The following is a 13,148-nucleotide window of genomic DNA, read 5'->3' as shown; positions in this document are numbered from 1 at the left end:
GCCTTCCGTTGCGTCCTGTGTTGTATGAGGATGACACAATGTCGCATTCCACCCCGCGGATCATCGCGGACGCCTATGTAGAGACGCTCGCCGACCTCGACCCCAGCGTCGGCTCCAGTCTGGGCATCCGCCCCGGCCAGGACGCCTTGCCCGACTTCTCCCCCGAGGGGCTCGACGCGGTGGCCGACGCCCAGCGCGCCACCCTCGGGGAGTTGGACGCGGCAGAGGCCGCCGCGGGTGGCTCCGAACAGCTCCCCGAGGGCGAGCGCAGAGCGGCCCGGCTGCTGCGCGAGCGGCTCACCGCGGCACTGGACCTGCACGACGCGGGCGACGACCTGCGCCAGGTGCGCAACCTCTTCTCCCCCGTCTCCCAGCTGCGCTCGACACTGCTCCAGATGCCGACCGAGACGGCCGACGACTGGGCCGTGATCGCGCGCCGCCTGCGCAACACCCCGGCCGCGCTGACCCGTTACACCGAGGGGCTGACCGCCGGCATCGACCGGGGGCTCACCGTCGCCCCCCGCCAGGCGCTGGTCCTCGCCGGGCAGCTCGGCGAGTGGCTCGACAGCGACTGGTACGGGACGTTCGCCGCCGGGGGGCCCGAGGCGCTGCGCCCCGAACTCGACCGCGCCGCAACCGAGGTCGACGCGGCCCTCGACGGCGTCCGCCGCTTCCTCACCGACACCTATGTCCCGGCCGCCGAGGGCACCCCGGACGCCGTGGGGCGCGAACGCTACCTGCGGGGCGCGCGCAGCTGGACGGGCGCCCAACTGGACCTGGACGACGCGTACGCCTACGGCTGGTCCGAGTTCCACCGGCTGCGCGAGGAGATGCGCCACGTCGCCGAGCGGATCCTGCCCGGCGAGTCCACCCTGGCCGTGATGCGGCACCTGGACAGGAACGGCGAGGTCGTCGAGGGCGTGGACCGGATCCGCGACTGGCTACAGGCGCTGATGGACCGCGCGATCGGCGAGCTCGACGGCACCCATGTGGATCTGGCCGAGCCGGTGCGCCGCGTCGAGTCCATGATCGCGCCCCCGGGCAGCGCGGCGGCGCCCTACTACACCCGCCCCTCCCTCGACTTCGCCAGGCCGGGCCGCACCTGGCTGCCCACCAGGGGCGAAACCAGCTTCCCCACCTGGCAGTTGGTCTCCATCTGGTACCACGAGGGAGTCCCGGGACACCATCTCCAGCTCGCCCAGTGGGTGTATGTGGCGGACCGGCTCTCCAAGTTCCAGGCCAGCCTGGGCTCGGTGAGCGCCACCACCGAGGGCTGGGCGCTCTACGCGGAACGCCTGATGGACGAGCTGGGCTTCCTCGCCGACCCGGCCCACCGTCTTGGCTACCTCTCCGCCCAGATGATGCGCTCGGTGCGGGTGATCGTGGACATCGGGATGCACCTGGGGCTGCGGATACCGGCCGGCGAGAGCTTCCACCCGGGCGAGCGATGGACGCCGGAGCTGGCGACCGAGTTCTTCGCCCGGTACACCGGATGCGCCGCGTCGTTCACCGACTCCGAGATCGTCCGCTACCTCGGCCTCCCCGGCCAGGCCATCAGCTACAAGCTGGGCGAACGGGCCTGGCTCGCCGGCCGCGAAGCGGCCAGGCGCCGCGCCGGCGCCGCGTTCGACGCCAAGTCCTGGCATATGGCCGCGCTCTCGCTCGGCTCCCTCGGCCTCGACGACCTGACGGACGAACTCGCCGCCCTGTAGCCCTCCGGGCGGGAGCGCCGCCGACGGCGGGGCTCCCCGGCCTCAGGAGAGGTGCTGGGACAGGGCGGCCAACCAGGCCGCCGGCTGGTCTATGTGGGCCATGTGCCCCGCCTCGTCGAGGATCGCCACCCGGGCGCCCGGAATCAGCCGGGCGGCCTCCTCGGCGAGCGCGGCGGGGAAGACCATGTCCTGCCGGCCGTGCAGCAGCCGCACCGGGGGACCGCTCGCGGCCAGCCGGCGGGCCGCGTCGTCCGGACGGGCCGGCGGCAGCAGGCCGGCCCGGAACGGGCCGAGCCACTCGGCCGTGAACCGCACCCGCGCCAGCACCTCCCGATAGCGCGGCAGCGCCTCCGCCCGCCAGACGTTGGCCGGCGCCCCGGCCAGCGCGGCGGCCCGCGTCAACGCCGGCCCGTCCCAGCGCCCCTCCGCCCACACCCGCGCCTCGGCCGCCCGCAGGGCGGCCCGCTCCGGCCAGTCGTCCCAGGCGTCCGCCGGCACCGGCAGCACGCTGGAGGAGGCCACCACAAGACAGCGGAAACGCTCGGGCGCGGCCAGCGCGAGCCGCTGCGCGAGCAACCCGCCATAGGAGAACCCGAGCAGGTCGACCTGCTCGACCGGGAGGCTGTCGAGCAGCGCCAGCAGATCCAGGACGACGGCGTCAGGCGTGTACTGCTCCGGGGGCAGCCCTCCGGGCGAACGGCCACATCCCCGCAGGTCGGGAAGGAGCACCTGGCGCTCGCCCGCCCACTCCCGCAGCGGATCGAGCAGATAGCCGTGGTCCCAGTCGGGGCCGCCGTGGATCACCAGCAGGGTGCGCTCGGCCGGGCCGGCTATCCGCCCCACGAAGGGCCTAACGACGTTCACTCCCGCGAAGCCCCACCACCCGAGCCGCGCACCTCCAGATGCGCCAGCAGATGCTGGGTGGCGGCGGTGACGTCCGCGACGGCCTGATCGAAAACCGCCTGGTTGTGCGCCGCCGGCGCCCTGAACCCGCTGACCTTGCGAACGTACTGAAGGGCCGCCGCCCGGATGTCCTCATCCCGCACATCAGGGGTGACCGGGGCCCGAAGGGTCTTGATACTCCTGCACATCTCCCCAGTGTCACCCACGCCACTGACAGCCGCCCGACAAACCACCCCCCACCAGCGCGAACGACCGCCGGCCCGGCCGGCAGGGCCAGGGGCGTCGTGATAGTCCACACGCGCACCGTCATCGTCCACAACTCCCCCCATAGCATCGAGGCGTTGCCAGGCCGCGCGGCAAGGTCCCTCCAGTTACACCCCCCACAAACCGGACGGAGAATCTCATGCGCAGGACGAGCGCACGATTCAAGCTGGCCAGCGCGGTCGCGGTCACGGCCGCCGTGGCGACCATCGGCGGGTTGACCGCCGCGACGGGTACCGCCAACGAGCCGGCCGACGTCTCCCCCCTCGTCGTCGGGTCGCCGACCGGGTTCGGCGCCGGTGCCACCGGCGGAGCCGGCGGCGACGTGGTCTCCGTGTCCACCGCGGACCAGCTGATCGACGCCGCCAACAGCGACGGACCGTTGCAGATCGAGGTCAACGGCACGATCTCGGTCAGCTCGATGGTCCGGGTCTCGTCGGACAAGTCGATCGTCGGCGCCGGGTCGGGCGCCACGATCCAGGGCAGCGGTCTGAACATCCGCCAGGCCGACAACGTGATCGTGCAGAACCTCAGGTTCGCCAACTCGAACGACGACGGGATCAACGTCGAGTACAGCACCAACGTGTGGATCGACCACAACGACTTCACCAACCCCAACGACGGCGCGCTGGACATCAAGCGGGCGTCGACCGGCATCACGGTGTCGTGGAACCACACCTACGACTCCGACAAGAACATGCTGTTGGGGCACTCGGACGACAACGGGTCCGAGGACATCGGGAAGTTGAACGTCACGTACCACCACAACTGGTTCGACGGCGTCAACCAGCGCAACCCGCGGGTGCGGTTCGGCGACCCGGTCCACGTCTACAACAACTACTACAACAACATCGGCTCCTATGGCGTCGCCTCGACCGAGGACGCCGGCGTGCTGGTGGAGGCCAACTACTTCGAGAACACCGACGACCCGTTCCACCTGGGCGAGGCGGCCTCGGGTCCCGGATCCATCGTGGCCAGGGACAACCACTTCGTGAACTCGGGCAGCGGGGAGGCCGGCGGTTCGGTGTCCGGCATCCCCTACGGCTACTCGCCCGACTCGGCCGCTGACGTCAAGTCCATCGTGACCGGCGGGGCCGGGGTGGGCCAGCTGTAACCGCGGGCGCCCGAGCGCGAGTCGACGGGCCGGTGTCACGGTGAAGGGTGCCGTGACGCCGGCCTTGTCGGCGTGCCGACGCGGCGCTATCGTCCTCGCCACCTCGGCGGCGCCGCCGAGGTGGCGCGGCACGCCGCTGGCGTTGCCGCCGAGCGTTGCCGAGAAGCGAGGCTGCCGCCATGGTGGAACGCGGGCCAGGGGTGTCACCGGCACCCCGCGACCGCCCCGACCGACCGCTGTTGGGGCTGGTCACAGCGAACATCCATCTGGGCGTGGGGGCGCCCCTGTGGTCCGGGGTGCGGGCGGCGGCCGAGCGGACGGGAGCCAATCTGGTCTGCTTCCCCGGCGACGCGATCCGGGAGAGCGGCGCGCCCCGCAACGCGCTCTACGAGCTGCTGGACGAGGGTGAGTTGGACGGCGTGATCTGCTGGACTTCGACCCTGGGCCTGCCGGCGCGCGGGGGGCGCGCGGCGCGGCTGGTGCGCCGGCTCGACGGGCTTCCCGTGGTCAGCCTGAACCGCGCCCTTGAGCATCACGAGACGCTGCTGCTGGACAGCCACGCGGGCATGCGGAAGGCCGTCAGCCATCTGGTCACCGACCACGGCCGGCGTCGACTGGCGTGCATCCGGGGCCCGTTGACCAATCCGGTGGCGCTGGACCGCTCCCGCGCCTATCTGGACGCGCTGCGCCGCCACCGCATCCCGGAGGACCGTTCGCTGATCGCCGCCTCGTTGGACTACGCGGACGGCGCCGGCGCCTCGGCGATGCGGGTGCTGATCGAGGTGCGCGGGCTGCGCCCGGGACGGGACTTCGACGCGGTGGTCGCGTGCAGCGACGCGCTGGCCGCCGACGCGCTGCGCTTCCTCACCGAGCGGGGCGTGCGGGTGCCGGACGAGGTGGCGTTGATCAGCTTCAACGACTCGGTGGAGGCCAGGGTCAGCGATCCGCCGCTGACCAGCGTGGCGCTGCCGTTCGCCGAGTTGGGCGAGCTGGCCGTCGACACGCTGCTGGCGCGGCTGCGGGGCACGGTGCCGCCGGCGCGCCGGGTGGTACCGGGGACCCTTGCCGTGCGGCGGTCCTGCGGCTGCCACTCGCCGCTGGTCGGCGAGGCCGGCACGGCTCCGGCGCCGATCCCGCCGGGGCCCGGCCTGCTGGACGCCGAGTTGCTGGCCCGGCTGCCCACCGACCCCGGCGACAGCGGGGTCGACTTCCTGCGCCTGCTGGAGCGCCGGCTGGGCGCGGGACTGACGTCCTATGACGACGCCGCGGAGTGGGACCGGGCGCTGCTGCGGCTGCGCGACGGCGACGGCGGTGGCGGCTGCGCCGACCCGGCACGGCTGGAGCGGGTGATCGGCCAGGCCAGGCTGCTGGTCGCCGACAAGTCCCGGCGGCTGCTGGAGTACGAGCGCTGGGCGGAGGAGCAACAGGCCAGACGGCTGCGGGCGTTGGCCACCACGCTGACCACGGTCACGCACGCCGCCGGGCTGCACCGGGCGCTGCGGCGGCATCTGCCGGGTCTCGGCGTGCCGGAGTACCGGCTGGCGCTGCGGGACGCGACCGAGCCGCCACCGCTGGCCCGACTGCTGCCCCGCCAGGGCCGGTTCACCGCGGTGCTGGAGCCGCTGCACATCGGCGACGAACAGCTCGGCTATGTGGCGTTCGACGGCGTCACGCCCGAGGGCACGGCGTCCGAGGGCGCCGGACAGCGCGGGTCGGCCCCGCACGGATCGCTCTACCGGGCGCTGGGCGACCAGATCAGCGCCGCGCTCAAGGGCGTTCGGCTCTTCACCGAGGTACGGGGCGCCAGGGACACGGCGGAACGGGCCAACCGGTTCAAGTCCAGGCTGCTGGACAACGCGACGGACGAGCTGCGCAGCCCGGTCGAGGCGATCCTGCGGCACACCAGGGACGGCGAGGTGGCGCGCGAGCACGCGGGCCGACTGCTGCGGCTGATCGACGATCTGCTCGACCTGTCGCGCTCCGAGATCGACGCCCTCGACCTTTCGCGGCAACTCCTGGACCCGCTGCCGCTGTTGACTGAATCGTTTCGGGCGGCCGGCGGCGATCCCACCGCGCTGCGCCTGCCGGCCCGGCTGCCGGCCGTCCACGCCGACGAGGGCCGGCTGCGGCAGATCGTCCTCAACCTGCTGATCGCCGCCGCGGGCCCCGGGCTGCGGCTGACCGTCGAGGTGGGCCCGGCACAACTGACCGTCGGGGTGACCAGGCCGGATCTGGTGATGCCGGAGGACGAGGAGGAACGGCTGTTCCAGCCGTTCGCCGCCGGGGCGCGCGGCGCGCGTCTGGGCCTGGCCATCGCCCGCAGGCTGGCCGTGCTGCACGGCGGCTCGGTGACGGTGCACCGACAACCGCCGCCCACCGGCTTCGAGTTGACCCTGCCGCTGCCGACGCCGGCCGAGGCGCCCGGCCACACCGCGCCCCCGCCGGGGCGCGAACTCCTGGTCGCCGCCCCGAACGAGGCCGAACTCGCCCCGGAGATCGCCGCGTTGGCACGCCGGCACCGGCTGCGTCCCCGGCTGCCGGGACCGGACGAGGACCTCGTCTCGCTGGTCGGCGCGCCTGGCCCGGCCGCCGTGGTCTGGGACGCCGCCGGCCCAGGCGGCGCGCGGCACTGGGCGCTGGTCCGCCGGCTGCACGACCATCCGGCGCTGCGGCACACCCCGTTCCTGCTCTACGGCCAGGTCACCGGGGACGATCTGCACCAGGCGCTGCTCGCGCTGCGGCCCAGCGAGTTGGCCGACCCGGTGCTGGTGGTGGACGGTTCGGCCGCGCGCAGGGAGCGGGTGCGGGCCCTGCTCACCGAGGCGATGCCGGGCCGGCCGGTCCGGGCGGCGGCCGATGGCACCGCCGCGCTGGCGCTGCTCGCGGACGAGCCGCCCGGGCTGCTGATCGTGGACCGCGCGCTGCCCGACATGGCGGGCTTCGAGGTGGTCGAACGGCTGCCGGGCGTCCCCGCGCTGCTTCTCAGCGACCGGGGTTTCACGGTCGCCGACGCGCGGCGCGCCGAACCGCTGCCCGCTTTGCTGCTGTTGGGCCGGGACATCCTGGACGAGCGGGAGGTCGCCGCGCTGTTGGGCGGCATGTCGCGGCGTACCGATCCGGCGGCGCAGCGCGCGGCGGCGCCGGTCCGCTACGCCCTGGCCTATCTGGAGCAGCACTACCGGCACCGCTTCTCGCGCTGGCAGGTGGCCCAGGCGGCGGGGGTCAGCGAGGACCACCTGGGGCGGCTCTTCCACCGCGAACTGGGCCTGACGCTCTGGGAGTACCTCACCCGGCTGCGCGTCCAGCGGGCCAAGGAGCGGCTGCGGCGGAGCGACGACAGCGTGGCGACCATCGCGCGCGCGGTGGGCTTCCACGATCGCGCCTACTTCAGCCGGGTGTTCAGGAAGCAGACCGGCATGGCCCCGCACGCCTACCGGGACGCGCGGGCGGAGCGGGCCGGCTCCCAGAACCCCTAGGCTGTTGAACGAGATGTTTACATCAATACGTTGACAAGCGTGCGTGCGCCGGCTCAGGATGGGGCGCATGAGCGAAGTGCCAGAGCCTGCCGATCCGTTCACGCCCCCTGATCCGGAAGCCGCCCGGGCGCACCGCGCGCACGCCGCGCTCTTCCGGATCGCCGAGCGCCATGCCGCCTCCCCCGAGCAACGCGCGCGGGGCGCGCACCCGTTCGTTCTCGCGCCCCACGAGGCGGTGCGGCTGGTGGCGTTCCTGCTGAGCGGCGCCGCCGAGCGCGCCGAGGGCGAGGCGGAGATCGACCACGCGGACATCACGGCGGCGCTCAGCCTGGTGCCCAGGGCCCGCGCGGAGTTCGACGAGCTGGAGCGCGGCCTGCTGGAGATGGCCAGGGGGCGCGGCCTCACCTGGCAGGAGATCGCCTTCGGCCTCGGCCTCGGCACCCCGCAGGCCGCCCGCCAACGCCACGCCCGGCTGACCGAACGCCCGCCGGCCGACGAGCTGTAGGCGACATCCCGGGCCGGGGGCCGGCGGGAGTTCGATCGCCACCGGCCCCGGGCGGGGACAGCTCGCCCGACGACGCACACGGTGGGCCTCGGCCCCCGGACTCGCCGATCGGGCGACCGGCCCGGATCGTGGTGGAGTTCAGGGCGCGGACGGATACCGGCGCCGGGCCGCCGAAGGACGCGGGGACGCCGCGTGGCCGAGCGGGATCACCACTCGCCCAGTCGGAGCTGGCACGGCGCGGCGGGGGCCCACGCGGCCGAGGCCCGCGCGGGCCGCGCGTACGCCCCTCCGTCCGAGGTCGGTCACCGGGCCGAGGCGGCCGACGCCTCCTTGACCAGGGTGTCCACCGGGAGGGAGCCCGGCTCGCGGCCCTCGGCGGCGAAGGTGTTGGCCAGCCGTTGCAGGGTCTCGTTCCACGGGGTGGCGACGCCGTGCAGACGGCCGAGGAGCGCGATCTCGCCGTTGAGGTAGTCGGCCTCGATGGAGCCGGCGCCCCGGCGCAGGCTCTGCCAGGAGGAGCCGGCCCTGAAGTCGGTGTCGGGCACCGGGAGCATCTCCATCCGGCCGGCGCGCAGCTCCCGTTCCTCCCGCTCGCTGACATAGGGGATGTCAGCGGCGGCCAACACCGCCTCGCCCTCGGCGCGGACCAGGGCATAGAGGTCGAGCAGCCGTTCGTCCGCGCTCAGTGGGCCGCAGACCGCCTCCAGGCTGTTGGCCAGATTGCCCAGCAGCTTGGCGTACTTCCAGCGCGACACGTCGGGCGTCAGCCGGGCGAGAAAGCGGGAACGCTCCAGGTCGGCGACGATCGAGCGGAGCGTCTGGTCCGCGAACTCCCGCTGCGGCGAGGGCTGTTGCGGGGACTGTTGCGAAGGCTGGTGCGGGGCCTGTTCGGGGTAGGGGCCCAGGTGCAGGACGCCGGTGAGCGGGGAGCAGGGGGCGACCACCCGGCCCGGGGTGAGGTACTGGGCGGGGAGCCAGAGGCACACCGCGTGGACATGACGGAAGCGGCGCAGCGCCAGCCGTTCGCCCGCCACCCCGTTCTGCGCGCAGAGCAACGGCAGCCGTTCGCCGGCGGTGCCGCCGCCGGCCACCGGGCGGCGGGCCCAGGCGTTGAGTGCGGCCACGCTGTCCTGGACCTTGACGGCGAGGATCAGCACATCCTCCGGGCCCAGCGTGACCTCCTCCGGCCCCTCGGCCACCGGCAGTCGCAGCCTGAGGCTCTCCTCGGGGGTGTCAAGGCGCAGGCCATCGGCGCGCATCGCCGCCGCGTGCGCCCCTCGGGCCACCAACACAACCTGGTGGCCGCTCTGTGCCAGCCGTCCGCCGATCGCTCCGCCGACCGCGCCGGCGCCGATGATGATGTACCGCATGCGGCACATTCTCCCTCGTTCCGCGATCGTTGGTTTTACCACGGGCTGATCCGGCCGCCGCTAATCTCGGTGCGAAGGGGACCACGCGTCAAGGCGGGCTTCTCAAGCCGCAGGGGGAGGGGCACCATGGGTGGACAGCTCCACGAGCACGAGGAGTTAATCAAGCGGGTCGTACCGCGCCAGGTCGGTCTCGATCCGCATCAGAACCGGGGGGTGCGGTTCGAGTTCCCGCTGGGCGGGCCGGTGCTGCGGGTGGTCGGCGGGCGCAACACCGGCAAGACGGCGCTGCTGGGCGCCCTGTTCAGCAACTACAACCAGCGACTCCCGCTGGCCAGGGCCGATCTGGGCGCCCCCGACTTCGGCGAGTCCGTCCTGAGCGACCTCACGGGCGAGGCGGCGGAGAACGCCTCCGCCACCACCCATCTGCTCTATCTGCTCTCCTATCGGCTGGCCTCTGAGACCACCAGATTCCGCCGCCCCCTGGCCTTTCCCCGGTTGCGCGTCGGTCTGTTGGTGATCACCGCCTGGCGGACCAGTGCGGACGTGTCGGAGGGCTGGCGCGGCGTGCCGGCGGATCTGCGGGAGTCCGAGCAGGAGTTGCGGGATCTGCTGCAACAGCGGGAGCCCAACCGGAAGAAGCTGAACGAGGCGGCCCAGCAGTGGTTCGTCCAGGTGGTCGACTCGCTAGGGTTTCCGATGGCGGGGGCGGCGGTGGAGCCCCTCCTGCGCGGTGTGCTGAGCTCCGTCGGCGGCCGGCCCGACAGGAGGGCGCTGGCCTGGTGGCGGGACCAGCTGGAGTACCAGGGCAGCGCGGTGCAGCGGCTGTTCGGCATGGTGGGCGAGTTCCGTGAGCGGGGCGAGGGCCGGCGAGCGGTGGAGCTCCTGCTGCTACGGGCGTTCCTCGCCGATCTGGCCGCCCACCACGGCGTGGTACGCAGGTGGAACGCCACTCCGAGGCCACTGGTGCTGCTGGACAATGTGCACACCACGGTGGGCCATCATGTGCTGACGCTGCTCCTGGATGCCTATCAGTCCCTCGCGCGGGCGGGCCACGCGGCCGAGGCGCACTTCCCCGTCGCCTTTGTGACCACGGCGCTGGGCAGCACGGAGGGGCTGACCAGCTGCGCCGAGGCGGCCGGCGGGGCCTCCTGGCAGCGCCCGGCCGACGGGCGCGCCGAGGACTGGCTGCTGTCCCTGGCCGTCCCCGAGGTGGGGCCGAAGGAGATCGGCACGATGCAGCGGATGCGTCGCGCCCCGGGCTCGGCCGCCTTCCCGCGCCATCTGAGCCGGGTGATCGATCGGTTCGCCGGTACGCGCCCCGGCAGCGCGGCCCTGCTGCTGGACGCGGTGGCGACCCGCGCCGGGCGCGGGGAGGAGACGCCGATCGAGGAGCTGCTGGCGCTGCCGGCCGAGGGGGAGACCCCGGTCGGCGAACGGCTGGCCCGGCTGCTGCTGCCCGACCCCGATGTGCTGCGCGATCTGACCCTGCTGGCCCCGGCCCTGGACACCGACTCCGCCGCGCGGGCGCTGCGCGCCCTCGGCCGACCGCAGCCGGGGAACGTGGAACACGATCTGGACCGGCGGCTCAAGGCGGTGGACGCCGAGCAGGCGGGGGCGCACTGGCGGGTGCGGCCCTGGCCCTGGCCGGTCGAGGAGCCGGGGCCGGCGCGCCCCGTTCCGCTGGTCGGCGACCGGGCGCTCCGTGCGTTACTGCTGTGGCGGCTGTCCGTCGAGCGCGGCGGGGAGACGGTGGTCCCGGTCCTCGGCGAGCTGCGCGCCGCGCACAACCCCGACGAGCTGCCCGCCGGGTCGGCGGAGCACGGTCTTGGCTATCTGCACCACTCGCTGACGCTGGGGGAGTTGGCGCCAGCGGTGCGCGGGCTGCACCACCGGCTTGGCCGGCTGGCCGAGCCGGACTGGCTGGCCGCCGTGCAGGTGGTGTGCGCGGCGCCGCCCCCGCCGAGGGGGGTGAGGGTCTGGTCCGACGACGCGGACTGCCCGTCCTGTGCGGACGCCGGCGGCGAGGTGGTGCACCGGGCGGTCGGCAACCTGGTGCGGGGCGTGTGGGCCGCCTCCGACCCGCTGCTCCCCGAGCCGGCGCCAGCCGATCTGGACCGGGTGCGGGCCGCGTTGCTCACCCTGACCCAGCACCGCGACGAGGACACCCTGCGCACGGCCTTCCGACAGTGGCCCGCCGCGCTTGAGAGCGGCGTCCAGGCGCCCGACCTGCCGATACAGAGGGGAGAAGCACCCGCATGAGATGGAACAGCCCGGCCGTGAAGTCGCTCCTGGCCGTCCTGGCGTTGGCGCTGCTCGGCACGGTCGGCGTGATGGCCTATCGGGCCTTCTTCGCCGAGGACACCAGGTGTGCCGACGGGGTGTCCAAGAAGGGCCCGAGGGACGAGTGCGTGGGCGTGACGGACGGCTCCTTCAACTTCATGGCCGACTCCGATGAGTTCACGGAGTTGTCGCGGCTCATCAGGGAGGAGAACAGGGCGGTGGTGGACGGCGAGGAGGACTATGTGACGCTCGGCTTCATCCTGCCGTTCACCGCCGGGGACGAGATCCAGCGCGGCCATATGGTCAACGAGGTCGCGGGAGCCTATCTGGCGCAGCACCGGGCCAACCACGACGCGAACAGCGCGGTGCCGAAGATCCGGCTGGCATTGGCCAACACCGGTCAGGACAGTGAGCAGTGGGAGCCGGTCGCCGCACAACTGGTGGAGATGGCCGCCTCCGACGAGGACAATCTGCGCGCGGTCGTCGGCTTCAACGTGAGCACGGACGAGACTGCGGCGGCGTTGGACTATCTCACCGGGGAGGGCATCCCGGTGGTGACAGGGCCGCTGACCGCGGAGAACCTGGGCCATGAAAGCGACGACGGCGGAGAGCCGCATCGTGCCCCCAACCCGGCCCGGGTGGTGCCCGATAACGACGCCCAGGGCAGGGCGTTGCGGAACGGCCTCCCCGGCATCAGCGACCTTGACATCGACCTCTCGAAGACCCACCTGGTCAGGGACGTGCGCGCGGGGGACAGGCATCTCTCTTCGCTGACGAGGGTGATGGGTAACTTGCACGGAGACCAGAACCGCCGCGTCGACACCTTCAGCTCACCGGACGACGTCAATGACACGGGGAGTCTGACCACCGACTTCGAGCGCATCATCACCAGCCTCTGTCATGCGAGCGACGCGGAGGTGATCTACTTCGCCGGCCGCAATGTCCAGCTGCGGCTGTTCGTCAACGCGCTGGGCCAGCACAACTGCGAGCGGGAGTTCACGGTGATCACCATCTCCGGCGCCTCCACCCTGACCACCGACCCGGAGCTGGACGTCTCGGCCCTGGAGAGGGTGACCGTCCTCTACACCACCAACGCACACCCGGATACCTGGCTGGGGAACGACGGGATCGGCGGCTCGTATGAGGAGTTCGAGGACCTTGAGGAGCTGGTGGCCGAGCAGGAGTTGGCGGGCACGGTGGATCTGGTCGACTCCCGCGCGATCACCATGTACGACGCGGTAGCGGTGGCGGTGGAGGGCATCCGGGTCAAGGGGGGCGAAGGAATCCCCGAGCTGGAGGACGTCACCAACACGTGGCGGCAGATGAGGGGCAATCTCAAGCTGGTCGGAGTCAGCGGCTGGATCTGCCTGAACGCTGACGGCCACCCGGGCAACAAGGCCGTCTCCATCGTGCAACTCGTCCCAGCCCTCGAGGGCGACGAGGTCGAGGTGAGGTTCCTGGGCCTCGGCTGGCCTGACGGGGCGCCGCCGAGGGCGGATACCTGCCCGGATCCCAACAGCTGACCGG

The 13,148-nt window shown here is 72.9% G+C and carries 9 protein-coding genes; 6 read left to right on the top strand and 3 right to left on the bottom strand.

The window, feature by feature from the left end; genetic code table 11:
- Positions 1-38: 38 nt before the first annotated feature.
- Positions 39-1,712, top strand: a complete 1,674-nt coding sequence (locus tag K4G22_RS15425; protein ID WP_228080810.1) for a DUF885 domain-containing protein — start codon at positions 39-41, stop codon at positions 1,710-1,712.
- A 42-nt stretch (positions 1,713-1,754) separates the two neighbouring features.
- On the opposite strand, the gene K4G22_RS15420 is transcribed toward K4G22_RS15425, so the two are convergent.
- Both K4G22_RS15420 and K4G22_RS15415 read right to left on the bottom strand, forming a co-directional pair.
- Positions 1,755-2,576 (bottom strand): alpha/beta fold hydrolase, encoded by an 822-nt coding sequence (locus K4G22_RS15420; protein WP_228080809.1) that lies wholly within the window; start codon positions 2,574-2,576, stop codon positions 1,755-1,757.
- Complete coding sequence (locus tag K4G22_RS15415) at positions 2,573-2,803, bottom strand: DUF2277 domain-containing protein (protein WP_228080808.1); 231 nt, start codon at positions 2,801-2,803, stop codon at positions 2,573-2,575. The genes K4G22_RS15420 and K4G22_RS15415 overlap by 4 nt, the downstream gene beginning before the upstream one ends.
- 215 nt (positions 2,804-3,018) lie before the next feature.
- Between K4G22_RS15415 and K4G22_RS15410 the strand changes: the two genes are divergently transcribed.
- From K4G22_RS15410 to K4G22_RS15400, 3 genes are all read left to right on the top strand, one after another.
- Positions 3,019-3,990 carry a pectate lyase family protein gene (locus K4G22_RS15410; protein ID WP_228080807.1) on the top strand — a complete coding sequence of 324 codons (972 nt, stop codon included), beginning with the start codon at positions 3,019-3,021 and terminating at the stop codon, positions 3,988-3,990.
- 179 nt (positions 3,991-4,169) lie between these two features.
- Complete coding sequence (locus K4G22_RS15405) at positions 4,170-7,466, top strand: substrate-binding domain-containing protein (protein WP_228080806.1); 3,297 nt, start codon at positions 4,170-4,172, stop codon at positions 7,464-7,466.
- 67 nt (positions 7,467-7,533) lie between these two features.
- Positions 7,534-7,971 (top strand): DNA-binding protein, encoded by a 438-nt coding sequence (locus K4G22_RS15400; RefSeq protein WP_228080805.1) that lies wholly within the window; start codon positions 7,534-7,536, stop codon positions 7,969-7,971.
- Positions 7,972-8,273: 302 nt separating this feature from the next.
- Here the strand turns inward: K4G22_RS15400 and K4G22_RS15395 are convergent, their stop codons facing one another.
- Positions 8,274-9,341, bottom strand: coding sequence for a ketopantoate reductase family protein (locus tag K4G22_RS15395; protein ID WP_228080804.1), 1,068 nt, complete (start codon positions 9,339-9,341; stop codon positions 8,274-8,276).
- A gap of 126 nt (positions 9,342-9,467) precedes the next feature.
- On the opposite strand from K4G22_RS15395, the gene K4G22_RS15390 reads away from it, so the two are divergent.
- Both K4G22_RS15390 and K4G22_RS15385 read left to right on the top strand, forming a co-directional pair.
- Positions 9,468-11,600, top strand: coding sequence for a hypothetical protein (locus tag K4G22_RS15390; protein ID WP_228080803.1), 2,133 nt, complete (start codon positions 9,468-9,470; stop codon positions 11,598-11,600).
- Complete coding sequence (locus tag K4G22_RS15385) at positions 11,597-13,144, top strand: type 1 periplasmic-binding domain-containing protein (RefSeq protein ID WP_228080802.1); 1,548 nt, start codon at positions 11,597-11,599, stop codon at positions 13,142-13,144. The genes K4G22_RS15390 and K4G22_RS15385 overlap by 4 nt, the downstream gene beginning before the upstream one ends.
- The last annotated feature ends 4 nt before the right edge of the window (positions 13,145-13,148 follow it).

The organism is Streptomyces profundus, assembly GCF_020740535.1.
Classification (GTDB): Bacteria; Actinomycetota; Actinomycetes; order Streptomycetales; family Streptomycetaceae; genus Streptomyces; species Streptomyces profundus.
The sequence above is the reverse complement of the archived record's forward strand: the minus strand, read 5'-3'. Positions and strand labels throughout refer to the sequence as shown.

Bases quoted from the DNA above. Each gene is read 5' to 3' on its own strand.
- K4G22_RS15390 (WP_228080803.1), top strand. From the start codon at position 9,468: ATGGGTGGACAGCTCCACGAGCACGAGGAGTTAATCAAGCGGGTCGTA.
- K4G22_RS15410 (WP_228080807.1), top strand. From the start codon at position 3,019: ATGCGCAGGACGAGCGCACGATTCAAGCTGGCCAGCGCGGTCGCGGTC.
- K4G22_RS15425 (WP_228080810.1), top strand. From the start codon at position 39: ATGTCGCATTCCACCCCGCGGATCATCGCGGACGCCTATGTAGAGACG.
- K4G22_RS15395 (WP_228080804.1), bottom strand. From the start codon at position 9,341: ATGCGGTACATCATCATCGGCGCCGGCGCGGTCGGCGGAGCGATCGGC.
- K4G22_RS15385 (WP_228080802.1), top strand. From the start codon at position 11,597: ATGAGATGGAACAGCCCGGCCGTGAAGTCGCTCCTGGCCGTCCTGGCG.
- K4G22_RS15400 (WP_228080805.1), top strand. From the start codon at position 7,534: ATGAGCGAAGTGCCAGAGCCTGCCGATCCGTTCACGCCCCCTGATCCG.
- K4G22_RS15405 (WP_228080806.1), top strand. From the start codon at position 4,170: ATGGTGGAACGCGGGCCAGGGGTGTCACCGGCACCCCGCGACCGCCCC.
- K4G22_RS15415 (WP_228080808.1), bottom strand. From the start codon at position 2,803: ATGTGCAGGAGTATCAAGACCCTTCGGGCCCCGGTCACCCCTGATGTG.